This is a genomic window from Levilactobacillus wangkuiensis, assembly GCF_016861605.1.
GTDB classification, from domain to species: domain Bacteria; phylum Bacillota; class Bacilli; order Lactobacillales; family Lactobacillaceae; genus Levilactobacillus; species Levilactobacillus wangkuiensis.
In genome coordinates, this window is the sequence record NZ_BOLM01000008.1 from 1 (window position 1) to 17,093 (window position 17,093).

Here is a 17,093-nt window from a genome sequence, read left to right on the forward strand (position 1 = left end):
CACAGGTCTTCAAGAACATGCATCCGGTTATGCTTACGCCTTACTGTCCTGTGTTGCACTTGATTTGACAATTGGGGGTTTTTTGGAAACTTACCGGCTTTTCATAGAGGCGGTTGTGAGGAGGTCTGGGCGACGGCACCACATCGGTCACCTGACTTAACACAAAAGCACGAGGCCAGGACGTTAATCCTGCACCTCGCGTTTTTTAACTATCTTTCCTAACGTAACTGTATCCTCTATTGCTGAAGTTAAGACGTCCCGTCCTAAAGTTGGGGATTGGCCAGACCAGTCGTAACTACCGGAAATGACTCGGCCAGTGTGAGTGACCAGAGGTGAATCAAGGTGCCCCGCTGTGTCGATGTTCTTAGCTGAGTGCTTTATTCTCAGCTTAGAACATGAGGCGACCTTGGAAACTCGCGACCTTCAGCGAGGTTTCAAGGCGAGGTGGAAGACCGCTTCTCAGGCTGGAACCGTCCTCCATAGCGGGGTACCTTGAATTCACCGCCGGGAACGGACGCACGCCACCTGATTTTCGCTAGTCGTACAGGAGCTCGTCAGGCCGGACTGTGTGATACAGCGAAAAGCCTCCATCCAAATTAACCACATCAAACCCATGCTGCTTCAAAATCCGCTCGGCCACGTAACTCCGGTGACCACTCTGACAGCTGACAATGTATGGTTGCTGTGGATCTAATTCGCTTAACCGGTCACGCAATTGGTCAAGCGGAATGTTTCGTGATTCCGGGAAATACCCCTGCGCCAATTCATCCGGATTTCGCACGTCGATCAGCTGACGACCGGCCACCTCATTTTCCTTGAGCGCAGACCACTGAATGTTATCGCTGAAACCCTCAACCACGTTTAACGCGGCGTACCCCAGCAGGTTCACGGGGTCCTTGGCCGACCCAAACGGTGGCGCATAGGACAATTCCAACTCCGGTAGGTCTGCGACCGTCAGGTGTCCCTTGATGGCCGTGGCCAAAACGTCGATGCGCTTGTCCACCCCATCCGGCCCAACCCCCTGGGCGCCGTAAATTTCGCCGCTATCCGGGGCAAAGAGGAGTTTTAATAAGAGAGACTGGCTACCGGGGAAGTAGCTGGCGTGATTGTCTTCTCGCACGTGAACTGCCCGGAAAGGTCGACCTTGATTGCGTAGGTCGGCTTCGTTCAACCCGGTCATTGCCGCAGTCTGATCGAACACCCGCACGATGGCCGTGCCGATGCTTCCGCGGTTCCGCCGGGGATGGCCGGCCACGTTATCTGCCACCTGACGACCCTGCCGATTGGCCGGCGACGCCAATGAAATGAGCGCGTCCTGTCCGGTCAGTTGTTGCTTGACCAAGATGGCATCCCCCACCGCATAAACGTCAGCGGCGCTGGTTTGATAATAATCGTCAACCACGATGCCGCCGTGATCGCCCAAGGTGATACCGCTGCCGGCAAGGAAGTCCGTGGCCGGCCGTACACCGACCGTCAGCAACGTCAGGTCCGTTTGCAGTTCGGTCTCATCATCCAAAATCAGTGTCCGGCCCGCGTGGCGAAATCCCTGGACCGCGTGGCCGGTGATGACCCGGACATCATGGGCAACGAGTGCCTGCTGAACGCCGGCTGCCATTTCCTCATCCAATGGTGGCAAGAGGTGTTGGTGCTGTTCCACGATGGTCACGGTCAAGCCCCGTTGACGCAAGGCCTCGGCCATTTCCAAGCCAATAAAGCCGCCGCCCACCAGCGTGACGCGCTGAGCGGCCGTATCGTTGAGTTGCGCCATGATTTGGTCTAAATCGGGAATGTTGCGCAGAACCCAGACATTTTTCGCAGCGGTCAACCCGGCTAACTCGGGCACGACCGGCACGGCTCCGGGCGCCAAAATCAGACGGTCATAGGATTCGACCGTTTCTTGTCCTTGGCTGACCACGGTCACCGTATGCTGCGCTGGACTAACGGCCGTCACCCGATGACTCGTTCTCACGTCGATACCGAATCGTTGCTGTAGCTTAGCGGGCGTCTGTACCAGGAGATCTTCCCGGTCACTGATTTCACCGGATAGATAAAATGGCAGGCCACAGGTAGCGTACGACACGTAGGGCCCCTGTTCCAGCACCACGATTTCCGCCGTCTCATCCAGCCGACGTAGCCGCGCGGCAGCGGCCATACCACCAGCCACGCCCCCAACAATCACAAATTTCATATCCAAGCTCCTTTCGAGATACCCCCGTAGGTATGTAACTTCTTTCAGTATAGCCGACCCGTGATTGGGCGCAACTATTTTGCCAATAAGTGTAAAAGAAAAGCCGGCAAACGATTTCCGTTTACCGACTTCACTATAATTAGGAACGACTGCGCGCAATGGCAATCCAAATGGCGTTCACGCCAAAAACCGCAAAGAAGAACGCAATCAATACGTTCAGGGATAAGGCGGCAGCAATTGGGTGAATGAAGAGCATGATGCCGACGATTAAGGTCACAACATCTAACACGACCGACAGCCAGAACCAAACGCCCCCAAAATCTCGAAGGTGACTGGCGACCAGCAACCGTTCAATGGAGTCAAAAATAAACCACAGGGCAAATAAATAACCCAGCGTCACGATGGCACTGTTCATATCAAAGAAGAACACCACCGCAATCAGAATATCCAGGACACCAAAAACTAACGCAAAGTTAGCCCGTAATCCGGTTGCATCATGCAATTTTTTATAACCCGCAATCGTGGTCAACCCACTCAGCAGTGCCATGAAGGCAAAAATAATGGCTAATCCGGTTAGCCCGATCTTAGGTGAGCGCATTAAGCCAAACGCGGCAACGATGAATAGAATACCGAGAATGAACTCGCCCCAGTCAAAACCCCAACGGGATCGATTCATATTAAACATAGTCTGCATCTCCTCACAATTCCGGCCAAGTGGCGACCGGCTTTCAATCATTGTACTGGTTTTTCAGTCCGTCGACAAGTTCTACCCGCACCCAAATGCCGGGCAAACCGTGAACGGTCAACGTTACCCCATTTTGTAACATTTTGATGACTAACCGACCGGATCAAAAAAGCAGCAAGCACCGCGCACAAAGGCGTGGGCACTCGCTGCTACTGATTGGCATTTCGTTAAGCTTGATCTTCTTTGGTCCGGGCGGTGTCGCGTTCCAGTACCGGCTTCAGGTATTGACCCGTATAGCTCTCGCTGACCTCGGCCAGTTCTTCAGGCGTTCCAGTCGCAACCACGTTACCACCGGCTTCCCCACCTTCAGGACCCAAGTCGATCAGGTGATCGGCCGTCTTGATGACGTCCAGGTTATGTTCGATAACCAACACCGTGTTGCCCTTATCGACCAGACGATGAAGCACGACTAACAGGCGTTTGATATCATCGCTATGCAACCCCGTTGTCGGTTCGTCCAGGATGTAGAAGTTCTTCCCGTTCTGTTGTTTGTGCAGTTCGGAAGCTAACTTCATCCGTTGGGCTTCCCCACCAGACAATGTGGTGGCGGGTTGGCCTAATTTAACGTAACCCAAACCAACGTCCTGAATCGTCTGTAGCTTCCGGGTAATCTTAGGAATGGCATCGAAGAACTTCAGGGCTTCACTGACCGTCATGTTCAAGACGTCAGAGATATTCTTCCCCTTGTATTCGACTTCCAGCGTTTCGGAATTGTACCGCGTCCCATGACAAACCTCACAAGGCACGTAGACGTCGGGCAGGAAGTTCATTTCAATCTTCAAAATCCCATCACCGTGGCAGGCTTCACACCGGCCACCCTTGGTGTTGAAACTGAACCGGCCCTTTTGATAGCCCCGCAACTTGGCATCGTTGGTCTGTGCAAAGAGTGTCCGCACGTCGTCAAAGACCCCGGTATAGGTCGCCGGGTTACTCCGCGGCGTTCGGCCAATGGGACTCTGGTCGATATCCACCAATCGTTCAATGTTTTTGACCCCGGCGATGCTCTTGTACTTACCGGGCTTCTCAGAGTTGTGATTCAACTTCTGCGCCAGGGCACGCTTCAGAATTGTGTTGACCAGCGTGGACTTCCCAGAACCAGAGACCCCGGTCACCACGACAAATTCACCCAATGGGAAGTCGACCGTGATATCCTTCAGGTTGTTTTCAGCTGCACCGGTAATTTCGATGGACTTACCGTTGCCCGTGCGCCGTTCCAAAGGTACCGGAATGTACTGCTTACCGGCTAAATACTGACCCGTCAACGATTTCCGCGAACGCATGACCTGCTTGGGGGTGCCGGCAGCCATCACGTGGCCCCCGTTTTCACCCGCACCGGGGCCAATATCCACGATGTAATCGGCGGCACGCATGGTATCCTCATCATGCTCAACGACGATCAGGGTATTCCCCAAATCACGCATCTGCTTGAGGGAGGCAATCAGCCGATCGTTGTCCCGTTGGTGCAGCCCAATTGAGGGTTCATCTAAGATGTAGAGCACCCCGGACAGGTTCGAACCAATCTGTGTGGCCAACCGAATCCGTTGGGCTTCCCCACCGGACAGGGTCCGTGCCGAACGACTGAGCGTGAGGTAATCCAATCCCACGTTCCGTAAGAACGTCAGCCGGTCCCGAATTTCCTTCAAGATGGGTTGGGCGATGACTTGGTCTTGTTCCCCAAAGGACAGGTCTTGGAAGAAGGCCAGTTCCTTTTCAACGGGTAATTCAGAGACCTCACCGATGTGTTGGTGATTGATTTTGACACTCAGAGCTTGGCGGTTCAACCGAAAGCCGTGGCAAGTCTGGCAAGTCAATTCGGTCATGTACTTGCGCATCACATCACGGGTGAAGTCACTGTTGGTTTCGTGGTAACGCCGGTCGATGTTCGGGATGACCCCTTCAAATGCAACATCCACGTCACGCACGCCACCAAAATCATTTTCGTAATGGAAATGGAATTCCTTACCTTGTGATCCATAGAGCACCAGGGCTTGGTCGTTCTTGGAGAGCTTTTCAAATGGGGTATCCATGTCCACACCAAAAGCGTCACAAGCCTGTTCTAACAAGGCTGGGTAGTACTGTGAGCTGATGGGATTCCAGGGTTCCAAGGCCCCTTCGCGCAGTGTCTTGGTTCTGTCGGGAACGACCAGATCCAGGTCGACCTCCAGCTTGACCCCTAACCCATCACAATCCGGGCAGGCCCCAAATGGTGCGTTGAAGGAGAACAGCCGGGGTTCGAGTTCCCCCACCGTAAACCCACAGACTGGGCAGGCGTAGTGTTCAGAGAAAATCATCGGCTCACCGTCGATCAGGTCGGCGATGGCATAGCCACCACTCAGGCGCAGGGCAGCTTCAAATGAGTCAAACAGCCGGGAACGAATCCCCTTCTTGACCACGACCCGATCGATGACGATGGCAATATCGTGGTTTTGATTCTTGTTCAGTTCGGGAACTTCAGACAGGTCCATGGTTTCACCATCTACCCGCACCCGCACGAAGCCTTCGCGTTGAATCTTTTCAAAAATTTTCTTATGCTGACCCTTCTTACCCCGGACAATGGGGGATAAGATCTGCATCTTCGTCCGTTCAGGCAAGGCCAGGACTTGATCGACCATCTGCTCAACACTCTGGCTGGTAATCTTGGTACCGTCGTTGGGACAGATAGGTGTCCCGACCCGGGCCCACAGCAGGCGCAGGTAGTCATTGATTTCGGTAACCGTCCCAACCGTCGACCGCGGGTTCTTTGAGGTCGTCTTTTGGTCAATGGAAATGGCCGGACTGAGCCCATCAATGGAATCGACGTCTGGCTTGTCCATCTGTCCCAGGAATTGCCGAGCATACGATGACAGACTCTCAACGTAACGGCGTTGGCCTTCCGCGTACAGGGTGTCAAACGCCAATGAACTCTTCCCGGAACCGGAAAGACCACTGATGACGACCAATTTATTCTTAGGAATCGTCACGTCAATATCCTTTAAGTTATGGGCCCGCGCCCCGTGAATCACGATTTTATCGTTTGCCAAATTGAAATCTCCTCACTAACCTAATCACCGATCTCAGTCTTCATGTCCATGATGGTATCCCGTAACGATGCGGCTTGCTCAAAGTCGAGCTTCTTAGCAGCGGCACGCATCTCGTCTTCCAACCGAACAATCAGTTTTTCTTGATCTTCCTTGGTCATATCTTCAAAGTCGCTGGCCACGAAGTCATCCTTCTCGTCAGCGTTATCGTTCTTCTTCGTGACCGCAATCAAGTCACGAATTGGTTTAATAATGGTGGTTGGGGTAATCCCATGCTTCTTGTTATATGCAATCTGAACTTTCCGCCGCCGAGCCGTCTCATCCATCGCGGCCTGCATGGATTCCGTCACCTTATCGGCATACAAAATAACGTGCCCGTGGGAGTTCCGTGCGGCCCGGCCGATCGTTTGAATCAGCGACCGTTCGTTACGCAAGAAACCTTCTTTGTCGGCATCCAAAATCGCAATCAGCGAAACTTCTGGGATATCGATGCCTTCCCGCAACAGGTTGATGCCGACTAACACGTCGTACTTACCCAGTCGCAGGTCCCGCATGATTTCGGTCCGTTCCAGCGTCTTGATATCCGAGTGTAAATAAGCCACCTTGATGCCCAGATCCTTCAGGTAATCCGTCAGGTCTTCAGACATCTTCTTAGTCAAGGTCGTCACAAATGTCCGCTCGTTCTTCTCAACCCGCGCGTTGATTTCACCCACCAGGTCATCCATTTGACCCATGATTGGCCGGACCTCAATGGTCGGATCCAACAAACCGGTTGGCCGAATAATCTGTTGCACGACGTGGTCGGTCTGCTCTTGTTCATACGGTCCTGGCGTGGCTGACATGTAAACGACCTGGTTGATGTGCTGTTCCACTTCGTTGAGCTTCAATGGTCGGTTGTCCAGTGCACTTGGCAGCCGGAAACCGTAGTCCACCAGCTGTTGCTTCCGGGCACGGTCCCCGTTGTACATTCCCCGAACTTGGGGCATGGTGACGTGAGATTCGTCGACGACCATCAAGAAGTCCTTGGGGAAGAAGTCCAGCAACGTGTATGGCGGTTCCCCTTCCTTACGACCGTCCATCCAGCGTGAGTAGTTTTCAATCCCACTGGTGTAACCCATTTCCCGCATCATTTCGAGGTCATACGTGGTCCGTTGCTTCAGCCGTTGGGCCTCCAGCAACTTACCGCCATTTTCTAGCTCCGCGACCCGGTCCTTGAGCTCGCCTTCGATGCCCGCCGTGGCCTTCGCCATGATGTCATCGTTGGTCATAAAGTGGGTCGCCGGGAAGATGGCTACGTGTTCGCGGTCACCCACGATTTCGCCGGTCAGGGCATCCACCTCACGAATCCGGTCGATCTCATCGCCAAAGAATTCGATTCGTAACGCCCGTTCGTCCCGTGATGCTGGGAAAATTTCAACGACATCCCCGTGAACCCGGAACCGGCCCCGCTGGAAGTCGTAGTCATTGCGTTCAAATTGAATATTCACTAATTTGCGTAACAGGGCGTCCCGTTCAATCTCTTGGCCGACCCGCAAGGAAACCACGTGGTTCTTGTACTCGGTCGGATCACCCAACCCAAAGATAGACGATACGGAAGCCACGACAATCACATCGTTGCGCTCCAGTAACGAACTCGTGGCCGAGTGCCGGAGTTTATCGATTTCATCATTAATGGATGAATCCTTTTCGATATAGGTATCACTCGAGGGCACATAAGCTTCCGGTTGATAATAATCATAATAACTAACAAAATATTCCACCGCGTTGTTGGGGAAAAACTGTTTGAATTCCCCGTAGAGCTGTCCCGCTAACGTTTTGTTGTGGGACAACACCAGTGTCGGCTTGTTCACATTTTTAATCACGTTAGAAATGGTAAACGTCTTCCCGGTCCCGGTGGCCCCCAATAGAATCTGGGCCTTTTCACCAGACTCGATGCCCTGGGTCAACTTGCTAATGGCCTCGGGCTGATCCCCGGTAGGTTGATACTTGGACACCAAATCAAACTTACGGTCCGTTTGTCGATCGATCATGAATGGTAACCTCCCTGCTACTGTTATTTTCACTGCGCTGGCTGAAAGTCTGGCCTGTTCCCAGTCCCGCTTTCCTCGACGCCACGCCGCAGTTTCGTTCGTTGTCAGGCCCTGCCAGACTGGCAGAAATGCCTGCAATCGCAAAAAGAGTCTGGACGTAAATCCAAACTCATTACGCTAAAATATTTTACCATACCGAACATACTTTCGCCAGTTTGGCGACCTACTTAAAATTTATCCTGGTAAATCGTCACGTTGGCGACCCGGTCACCCTTCACGAGCGCGGTCGTCTGCATCGCAGCTAACCCACGGTCTTCCCAGAACTGCTTCATTTGCCGGTCGCCCATGAAGACACTCAACTGGAGCTGAACTGCCCCAGCGGCCTTCAACGTCTCGACCAGACTCGCATAATAGGCAGCGGATTGTTCCGTGGTGACCGTCTTAGCCGGTAGCCACATGCCTAGCCAGACCAGACTTGGCAGTGGGTAATCGATGATCAGATCGACCAGCACCCGCAACTCGCCATCCTGAAAAATCCCCAGGTAGGCCTTCTGCTCCGGCTGCGCGTTCAGTGGAATGTCTGTCACGTCTTGAATGGCCTCCTGGCGCGTCACGGGATGGTCCTGGAAGTGGGCAAAGTATTCCGGATGACTGGCCTGAAACTGGTAGATCAGCGCGTCATCGTCATGCGTTAACGGCCGCACACCGGCGCCGCCCAGTCGTTGATTCCAAACTTCTGCTAATTTCATTGCGCGTTATCCTCCAGTAATTTATCCGTCAACTGCGCCAACTTCTGCCGGTCGCTAAAGTCCGCCGCTAACATTTCTGGTAATACCTCGGCCAAGAAATACTGGACGCAGGCCATCTGATTGAATGTCAAAATCGTACTCAGGCTTTCCCGGTAAATTTCGGTGAAGACGGGTTCCGGATTGCCCTTTTGAATTTCGCCAAAGGATTCGTACAGCAAGTCCACCTTGTCGGCCACGGAGAGAATCTGGCCCTCCAACGTGTCATCCTTCCCTTCACCTAAGCGGCGGGTATAGGCGGCCTGGAACTGTTTGGGAATTTCATTTTGAATGAAGTTGGCCGTCAACGACGTCTCCACGTCGGCTAGCATCTGGCGTAACTGGGGTGTCGCATACTTCACGGGCGTCTTGATGTCGCCAATAAATCGCTCGGTGTAATCGTGATTCAAGGCCTTCTCGTACAACAAGCGCCAGTTGATGTCATTTCCAGCTTGCTCTTCCACATCGCCTAAGAATTGCGCGACTTCCGCCACTTTAAACGAGTGTGCGGCCACGGAGTGTTGCTCAAATTTAAAGTATCCCGGTGCCCGGTCGATTGTTTCCAAGTCACTCAAGCTTTGCAAAAATTGATTCATGCCCATAGTTCCCTTCAGCTCCCTCAAGTTAGTGATTGCCGTTGGAGCGGTCCCCAACATATTCTAAAGTTAGCTTACCACTCTTTTCGGTTTCAATTCACCTATTAGCCCAATAAAAAACGGGACTCACCCGCAAAGGCGTTCCCGTTTCTAATCACACATTATTTAGCTGCAGCGGCCTTTAGGTCTTCGATGAAACTGAAGGCTTCTTGGCCCGCGATACCGCCATCACCGACCGCCGTCGTGATCTGCCGCAAATCTTTTTGCCGCACATCGCCGATAGCGAAGATGCCAGGAACGGCCGTCCGCATGTGTTCGTCGGTCTTGATCCAACCAGCGTCATCCGTGATGCCCAGGTCCTTGAACGGATCGGTCATTGGTAAGTTCCCCACGTAAATGAAGACCCCACTCACAGCCTTTTCGCCAGTTTCACCCGTCACGTTGTTCTTCGTGGCCACACCGGTCACCTTCATGTCGTCACCCAACACTTCGGTCACACTGGTGTTCCAAACGAATTCGATCTTGTCGTTAGCAAATGCCCGGTCCTGAATAACCTTTTGGGCCCGCAATTGGTCACGCCGAACGTAGACCGTGACCTTGGAAGCTAATCCAGAGAGGTAGATGCTCTCTTCAACAGCGGAATCCCCGCCACCGATGACGGCAACTTCGCGGTTCTTAAAGAACGCCCCGTCGCAGACCGCGCAGTAGGAAACACCACGGCCACCGAATTTATCTTCGCCAGGCACGCCCAGCTTCTTGTATTCGGAACCGGAACCAATGATGACAGCCTTCGCAGCGTAATCACCGTCGTCGGTCTTAACCACCTTGTGGTCACCGTGATCTTCAATGGCTTCAACGCTACCGTATGCAAACTCAGCCCCAAATTGGGTCGAGCCTTCGTACATGTCCTTGGCCAGGTCGGGTCCGAGAACGGACTTGAACCCAGGATAGTTTTCAATGGCGGCCGTGTTGTTCATCTGACCCCCATAGATGCCGCGATCCAACATTAAAACGGATAAGTTGGCCCGTGAGGCGTACAGCGCTCCGGTCATCCCACCGGGGCCGGCGCCGATTACAATCACATCATAATTCTTCAAGCGTAACGCTCCCTTCCACTCTTGCCTTGATGATAGAGCCTACTTTACTATTAAAAAGTAAGTTTGTCACCTATTTCGACTTGGGTGCCTTCTCGTCGGCCTTAGCCAGCTTAGCGCCCAACTCTTTAATGTAGGCCCGGAGTTGGTCTTTGGTTTCTGGATGGTTCAAGCCATATTCGATGTTGGTTTGAATCCAGCCGAATTTATTGCCGACGTCAAACCGTTTGCCCGTATACTCGTGGGCAAACACGCGTTGGGTCTTGTTTAGATTATCAATGGCATCCGTTAATTGCAGTTCATTGCCCAAGCCAACTGGCGTGTTCTCCAGGGCTTCAAAAATTTCTGGGGTGAACAGGTACCGGCCAATAATGGCCAAGTCACTAGGTGCCTCGTCCGGTTGGGGCTTTTCCACAAAATTCGTGACGTTGTACAGTCCTGGCGCCGTTTCCTCGGAAGGATTGATCACGCCATACTTTGCCGTGTCCTTGTGTGGCACCCGCATCACTGCCAGCGTAGAGGCCCCGGTTTCTTCATACCGGTCGATCAATTGCTTGGTCAGTGGTACCTTGCTGTCGGTCATGTCGTCACCCAACATCACCACAAAAGGTTCGTCGCCGATGAAGGCCTTGGCCGTCAATACGGCATCCCCCAAGCCCCGTGGATAAGGCTGGCGAATAAAGTAGAGATTCATGCCCGTAGTTTCCTGGACCTGGCGTAGCAGGTCATCCTTATGCTTGGCTTCCAAATTCGCTTCCAATTCCGGGTTGGAATCAAAGTGATCTTCAATCGAGCGCTTAGACTTGCCATCCACGATCACGATATCCTCAATGCCAGACTTGCGGGCTTCCTCAACGATGAATTGAATCGTTGGCTTGTCCACGATAGGTAACATTTCCTTCGCTAACGCTTTGGTTGCAGGTAAGAAACGGGTTCCCAAACCCGCCGCTGGAATCACTGCTTTTCTAACTTTTCTCATAGTAATAAGATCCTTCCTCGTATCCCCAGAAATTTTTAAAATTCAGACCGACCCTCGCGTTGCATCAAATCAGAGATGGCGGCGCGAATGTCCTTGCCCTCATAAATAACCTGATAGATGGCTTCCGTGATTGGCATGGAAACGCCGCGTTCACGGGAAAGTTCGTAAGCGGCCTTGGTCGTTGCCAAGCCTTCGATGACCATGCCCATGTGATTGATGACGTCATCTAACGCCTCACCGCGGCCCAGCTCATCGCCGGCCCGCCAGTTCCGTGAATTAGAACTCGTGGCGGTCACGATAATGTCACCGACACCGGACAGCCCAATGAAGGTCATCGGATCGGCGCCAAAGGAGGTCCCCAACCGAGAGATTTCGGCCAGACCCCGGGTCATCAAGGCAGCCTTGGCGTTGTCGCCGTAGCCTAAACCGTGTAAGGCCCCGGCACCCAAAGCAATGATATTCTTCAATGCGGCACCAATTTCGACCCCAATAATGTCGGGATTGGTGTAGACCCGGAAGTATGGCGTCATGAACAGTTTTTGCACGTATTTAGCCGCGTCAGGGCTCACGCTAGCGGCCGTTACCAAGGTAATATCCTTGCGAGCAACGTCTTCCGCGTGACTTGGGCCAGACAAGACGGTCACGGCCTTGCGGTTGGCTGCGGGAATCTCTTCCTCCAGCACTTGTGACAACCGCTTGTAAGTCTTCTGTTCAATCCCTTTGCTGGCGTGAATCAGTTCAGGTTGTAAGTTCTTAGCCTTTAAAATTTCAGCAACCTGACCCGCCACGGACCGAATGGCCTTGGTTGGGACGACAAATAAAATGGCGTCCACGCCGTCCAGAGCGCTCGCCAAATCGGAGTAAGCCACTAACGACGGAGAGAAAGTAAAGTCCTTAATGTAATGCGTGTTCGTATGCTGCTGGTTTAATTCCTCAACTTGTTTGGGATTGTACGACCAGAGGCGGACGTCATGACCATTTTCGTCCAAAACGCTCGCTAAGATTGATCCCCATGAACCGGCACCGAGTACTGCAATTTTCTCTGACATAGTAATGGATTCTCCTTATTTAGAAAGATTAGTTTTTTCTTGAAACGGATTTCCGTCAAGGTAAGCGATTGGTGGCGTGGCCGCCCGTCGCCGGGATACCCAGAGAATCAGGGCACCCACAAACAAGATGATTGACAACAGCTGGGACACCCGGATGACGCCCAACAACATCAGGCTATCCGTCCGCATGCCTTCGATAAAGAACCGGCCAAATGAGTACCACATCACGTAGCCCAGGAAGACCTCGCCCTGCTTGAAGAGCTTGGGATAGTGACGCAGGCTCATCAAAATGACGAAGCCCATCAGATCCCAGGTCGACTCATACAGGTAGGTGGGCTGGCGGTAAGCCCCGTTGATTAACATTTGATTGATGATCCAGTTAGGCAGATGGAGCCCCTGCAGGAAGGCCAGGCTAGTGACACGGCCAAAGGCTTCCTGATTCATAAAGTTGCCCCACCGACCAATGGCTTGGCCCAGAATAACGGTCGGCGCGGCCACATCCAACATCAACCACACCGGAATGAACCGGGAACGGCAGAAGAAGTACACGACCAGGCCGGCCCCAATCAGCGAGCCGTAAATGGCGATACCCCCATCCCAAATCGCAATGATCTCACCGGGATGGTGCTGGTAGTACGACCATTGAAAAATAACGTAGTAAGCGCGGGCCGCAATCAAAGCGGCCGGCAATGCCCAGAGAATCATGTCGTAAATATCATCCGACTTGATTCCCCGGCGGTCGCCCTCCCGCACTGCCAGGGTCACCGCAATGATGACCCCGGTCGCAATAATGACGCCGTACCAGTGGACTGCAATCGGTCCGAGGTGAATGGCGATGGGGTTCAACGCCGCCACAATAGGTGAAAAGATAACGCCCATCTCCCTTATGATTTATTTCCGTTTTGCTTAATTAAGCGCTTTAAGTTTTCATCAAAGACCTTGGTGGCATCGTAGCCCATTGACCGTGCCCGGAAGTTCATGGCGGCGGCTTCAATGATGATGGCCAGGTTACGCCCAGTCTTCACGGGAATACTAATCTTTGGCACCACGACATCAAAGAACCGTTGCGTCTCATCGTTATTGCCGAGGCGGTCAAAGTGGTTATCGTCCTTCCAGAGTTCCAGGTGAACGATCAAATCGATGTCCGTTTCACTCCGGACGGCACCGGCACCAAAGAGGTTCATCACGTCAATGATCCCGATTCCCCGAATCTCAAGCAGATGGCTCAAAATGGCTGGGGCGGCCCCAACCAGGGTCTGTTCATCCTGCTGGTACACTTCAACGCGGTCATCGGCAATCAACCGGTGGCCCCGTTTAACCAGTTCCAACGCGGTTTCACTCTTCCCAACACCGGAGTCACCGGTAATCATGACCCCAACCCCGTAAATGTCCACGAGAACCCCGTGAACGGATTGGCGTTCGGCTAGTTTGCCTTCCAAAAAGTTGGTCATGTTACTGAGAACCCGTGACGTGGTGAGCTTGGTCCCTAAGATAGGGATCCCCGCCTCAGCAGCAGATTCCTTGAGTTCTTCTGGGGGATCCAGTTGCGTGGAAATCACAAATGCGGGTGTCTCGGGTTGACACATCTTCCGCATCACATCGAGCAATTTCTTGTGACTCATGCCCTTTGCAAACGAGGTTTCGGTGATTCCCAGTAACTGAACCCGTTTTGCTGGATAGTAATTAAAATAACCGGTCAATTCCAATCCTGGCCGGGAAATATCGCTGGTCGTAATTTGACGGTCTAGATTTTCTTCGCCGGAATACACATCTAAGCGGTTGGCTTTGACGAGTTCGGCAACCGTGACACTTTCTGTCATGGGCGCTCCTCCTTACTGCATAGTAAACTACTTTAATTTTAGCACTTTCCCGTGGGAACTCCCACCAAATTAAACCGGTAGCAGCAAGTTATCCTCGGGCAAAGTGGTCGCTGATAATCGCGTTACATAACGACATGATCACCGCAATGATCAGGGTCGTACCAAACGAGCTGAACGCAAAGTTGGCACCAACAAACGCCGAGGTCAACTCAAGCATGGCGGCGTTCAGCACGATACTGAACAAACCCAGGGTCAAAATGGTAATCGGCAGCGAGAGCACGAAGAGAATCGGCTTGACCACCGCATTTAATAGAGCCAGCACGAAGCTTGCCAGTAAGGCGATCCAGACGCTGGAGACATAGAAGCTATTTTGAAATGACCCGGCCAGCGAGCTCTGGAAAAAGCCGGCTAATGCCAGGAAGATTAACGCGTTTACAAAAATTCTTGGCCAAAACCGCACCCTACTCACCGTCCTTGTGAGAATCCTTGACGTCCTGTTCGGTGACGTCGTGAATCACCTTACGCCCGGTGTGGTCGGGTTCTTGTTGGCCCCCGCTCCGGAATAGATCCCGGAAGTTAGGCGTTGCTGGCTGTGAATCATCCAGTGGCATGAAGGTCATCACAACCACGTAGACCAATAGGCCCAAGACGCCGTGGGTGGGAATTGCGAGCGAAACCAAGACGTAGATCAACCGTAAGAGGTTGGCGTTCCAACCAAAATATTCTGCAATGCCGCCCAATACCCCACCAACCAAGCGGTTAGTACGGGAACGGACGAGACGTTTCTTTGCTGCCATAGGCGAACACACTCCTTTTTATTTACCTCATAAACATTTGAAATATATTAACTGACAAACTCTTTACCAGCTCACTAAGTAATCGGCTAGGCGACCACGTTAGCTTGAGTTAGCAACGTTAGCCGCAGGGAGAGTGAAAATGGTCTCAGCCGTGGGAATTGCCTTATCGGCGAACTAGGCCGATTAGGCAATTGATATCTTTGAGACATCCTGATGGCTCAAAGTAAGCGCGGAGACCGCTCTTTGGCTCCGGGCGTTCGCCCACAGTGTTCCGGACCATTTTCACTCTCCCGGAGGCCTGTCCAACGCACAAAACATGGCCTACGGTTAAGTGCTTCTATCATATCCGAAATGGCCTTAGTAAATCCAGTAATCTTACGAGAATTATCACCGTTCCGGAAGCCAACACCCCAGTTTCTCGGGCTCACTAGGGCAAGAATAACGAAAGCGGCCACTGAAAGCAAGTCTTCAGTGGCCGTTCTCATCAATCTTCAGTTTAGATTAAGCTTTCACACTGTTCGCAACGGATTACGCCGTTTCGCCATCCTGGCTTGCCGTGTTCAATTCAATGATTTGGCCGGACTTCAGGTAAACGATCCATTCACAGACATTCGTCACGTAATCCCCAATTCGGCTGAGGTCTTGCGCCACGTTCAAGTAAATGGACGCACCCGTTTCAAACGCCGGGTCGCTACGCATCTGGGCGTAACTATCGGCCCGTACCTGGTGATTCAGCTGATCCAGTTGCCGGTCGACATCCGCCAACTTGCGGGCTTCGTGGTCATTCTTATCCACGTACGCCGCCAAGACATCCTTGACCATCTGCGTCGTCATCAGCCCCATCTGGTTCAGTAACTGTTCTAAAACGGGAATCTTTTGCTTCGTGCCAAATTTAATCGTGGCGTGCGCAATGTTCCGGGCATGATCCCCGGCCCGTTCCAGTTCCGACACGGCCTTTAGAATCGTCACGATTTCTCGGAGATCCGTGGTGACGGGTTGGTACAAGGCAATCATTTCAAACGTTTTCTTTTCCAACGCAATTTCACGTTCGTTAATATCATGGTCGTGGTCAATGATCTGTTGCGCGGCAACGGCATCCCGGTTGGTAAAGGAACTCACTGCCTGCTCAATCGTTTCACTGACCAGCATCCCCATTTCAGTAAAGTCAGCATCTAATTCAGCTAACTCATCATCAAATAATCTGCGCATATCCTGCCTCCTTACCCGAAACGACCACTAATGTAGTCTTCTGTCTGCTTGTTCGCTGGGTTCATAAAAATATTCTTCGTTTGATCCACTTCAATCAGCTCCCCGTTCATGAAGAACGCGGTCCGGTCCGCAATTCGGGACGCCTGCTGGAGGTTATGGGTCACAATAATAATCGTATAATCGTGGCGTAAATTCAAGAGAGTTGCTTCAATTTGGCTACTGGACACGGGATCCAACGCACTGGTCGGTTCGTCTAGCAAGATGATTTCTGGTGACACGGCTAAGACCCGCGCAATGCAGACCCGCTGCTGTTGCCCACCGGAAAGGGCCAGGGCACTTTCATGCAGGTGGTCCTTGACCTCATCCCACACGGCCGCCTGCCGCAAAGACTTTTCAACGACGGCATCCAGCTTTTCCTTGTCCTTCTCGCCAGCAATCCGCAGTCCGTAGATCACGTTGTCGTAGATGGAGAATGGGAAGGGATTAGGTTGTTGGAACACCATGCCAATTTCCTTTCGAATCTGTACCGTGTCAGCACTAGGTGCGTACAGGTCGTCGCCCTTAAACTTAATCGTCCCGGTAATCGTGACGTTTGGAATCAAATCGTTCATCCGGTTGAGGGTCCGCAGGTAAGTGGACTTGCCACATCCCGATGGCCCGATCAATGCGGTGATGCCCTTTTCATCAAAGTTTAAATTGATGCCCTTTAAGGCTTCCTTGTCCCCGTAGTATAAGTGAAGATCCTGCGTCGTCAAAATTTCTTCTTTCATTATTTCTCCTCCTC

At 52.4% G+C, this 17,093-nt stretch carries 15 protein-coding genes; all 15 read right to left on the minus strand.

Annotation, left to right across the window (positions count from 1 at the left end):
* Nucleotides 1-535: 535 nt before the first annotated feature.
* A complete protein-coding gene (locus tag JUF13_RS07480) occupies nucleotides 536-2,188 on the minus strand; it encodes an FAD-dependent oxidoreductase (protein ID WP_203638905.1) in 1,653 nt (550 codons plus the stop codon).
* Nucleotides 2,189-2,327: 139 nt separating this feature from the next.
* Nucleotides 2,328-2,873: an HdeD family acid-resistance protein gene (locus JUF13_RS07485; protein ID WP_203638906.1), complete on the minus strand. Its 546-nt coding sequence runs from the start codon at nucleotides 2,871-2,873 to the stop codon at nucleotides 2,328-2,330.
* Nucleotides 2,874-3,100: 227 nt separating this feature from the next.
* Nucleotides 3,101-5,953 (minus strand): excinuclease ABC subunit UvrA, encoded by a 2,853-nt coding sequence (gene uvrA / locus JUF13_RS07490; RefSeq protein ID WP_203638908.1) that lies wholly within the window; start codon nucleotides 5,951-5,953, stop codon nucleotides 3,101-3,103.
* Between the two features lie 20 nt (nucleotides 5,954-5,973).
* Entirely contained in the window at nucleotides 5,974-7,980 is a 2,007-nt protein-coding gene (gene uvrB, locus JUF13_RS07495; RefSeq protein WP_203638910.1) for an excinuclease ABC subunit UvrB, read from the minus strand.
* Between the two features lie 227 nt (nucleotides 7,981-8,207).
* Nucleotides 8,208-8,729, minus strand: coding sequence for an acetyltransferase (locus JUF13_RS07500; protein ID WP_203638912.1), 522 nt, complete (start codon nucleotides 8,727-8,729; stop codon nucleotides 8,208-8,210).
* Nucleotides 8,726-9,367, minus strand: coding sequence for an HD domain-containing protein (locus JUF13_RS07505; protein WP_203638914.1), 642 nt, complete (start codon nucleotides 9,365-9,367; stop codon nucleotides 8,726-8,728). Before JUF13_RS07505 ends, JUF13_RS07500 begins: the two co-directional genes overlap by 4 nt.
* 155 nt (nucleotides 9,368-9,522) lie before the next feature.
* On the minus strand, nucleotides 9,523-10,458 hold the full coding sequence (trxB, locus tag JUF13_RS07510; protein WP_203638916.1) for a thioredoxin-disulfide reductase: 936 nt from the start codon (nucleotides 10,456-10,458) through the stop codon (nucleotides 9,523-9,525).
* 70 nt (nucleotides 10,459-10,528) lie between these two features.
* Nucleotides 10,529-11,434 (minus strand): UTP--glucose-1-phosphate uridylyltransferase GalU, encoded by a 906-nt coding sequence (gene galU / locus JUF13_RS07515; protein ID WP_203638918.1) that lies wholly within the window; start codon nucleotides 11,432-11,434, stop codon nucleotides 10,529-10,531.
* A 35-nt stretch (nucleotides 11,435-11,469) separates the two neighbouring features.
* Nucleotides 11,470-12,483, minus strand: a complete 1,014-nt coding sequence (locus JUF13_RS07520) for an NAD(P)H-dependent glycerol-3-phosphate dehydrogenase (RefSeq protein ID WP_125765539.1) — start codon at nucleotides 12,481-12,483, stop codon at nucleotides 11,470-11,472.
* Between the two features lie 15 nt (nucleotides 12,484-12,498).
* Entirely contained in the window at nucleotides 12,499-13,362 is an 864-nt protein-coding gene (gene lgt, locus JUF13_RS07525) for a prolipoprotein diacylglyceryl transferase (protein ID WP_203638920.1), read from the minus strand.
* A gap of 5 nt (nucleotides 13,363-13,367) precedes the next feature.
* A complete protein-coding gene (gene hprK / locus JUF13_RS07530) occupies nucleotides 13,368-14,303 on the minus strand; it encodes an HPr(Ser) kinase/phosphatase (protein WP_125765537.1) in 936 nt (311 codons plus the stop codon).
* Between the two features lie 88 nt (nucleotides 14,304-14,391).
* Nucleotides 14,392-14,763 (minus strand): phage holin family protein, encoded by a 372-nt coding sequence (locus JUF13_RS07535; RefSeq protein WP_203638922.1) that lies wholly within the window; start codon nucleotides 14,761-14,763, stop codon nucleotides 14,392-14,394.
* A gap of 1 nt (nucleotide 14,764) precedes the next feature.
* Nucleotides 14,765-15,100, minus strand: a complete 336-nt coding sequence (locus JUF13_RS07540; RefSeq protein WP_203638924.1) for a PspC domain-containing protein — start codon at nucleotides 15,098-15,100, stop codon at nucleotides 14,765-14,767.
* Nucleotides 15,101-15,628: 528 nt separating this feature from the next.
* Nucleotides 15,629-16,309 carry a phosphate signaling complex protein PhoU gene (phoU, locus tag JUF13_RS07545; protein ID WP_203638926.1) on the minus strand — a complete coding sequence of 227 codons (681 nt, stop codon included), beginning with the start codon at nucleotides 16,307-16,309 and terminating at the stop codon, nucleotides 15,629-15,631.
* Nucleotides 16,310-16,320: 11 nt separating this feature from the next.
* Nucleotides 16,321-17,079 (minus strand): phosphate ABC transporter ATP-binding protein PstB, encoded by a 759-nt coding sequence (gene pstB, locus JUF13_RS07550; protein ID WP_125765533.1) that lies wholly within the window; start codon nucleotides 17,077-17,079, stop codon nucleotides 16,321-16,323.
* Nucleotides 17,080-17,093: the final 14 nt, after the last annotated feature.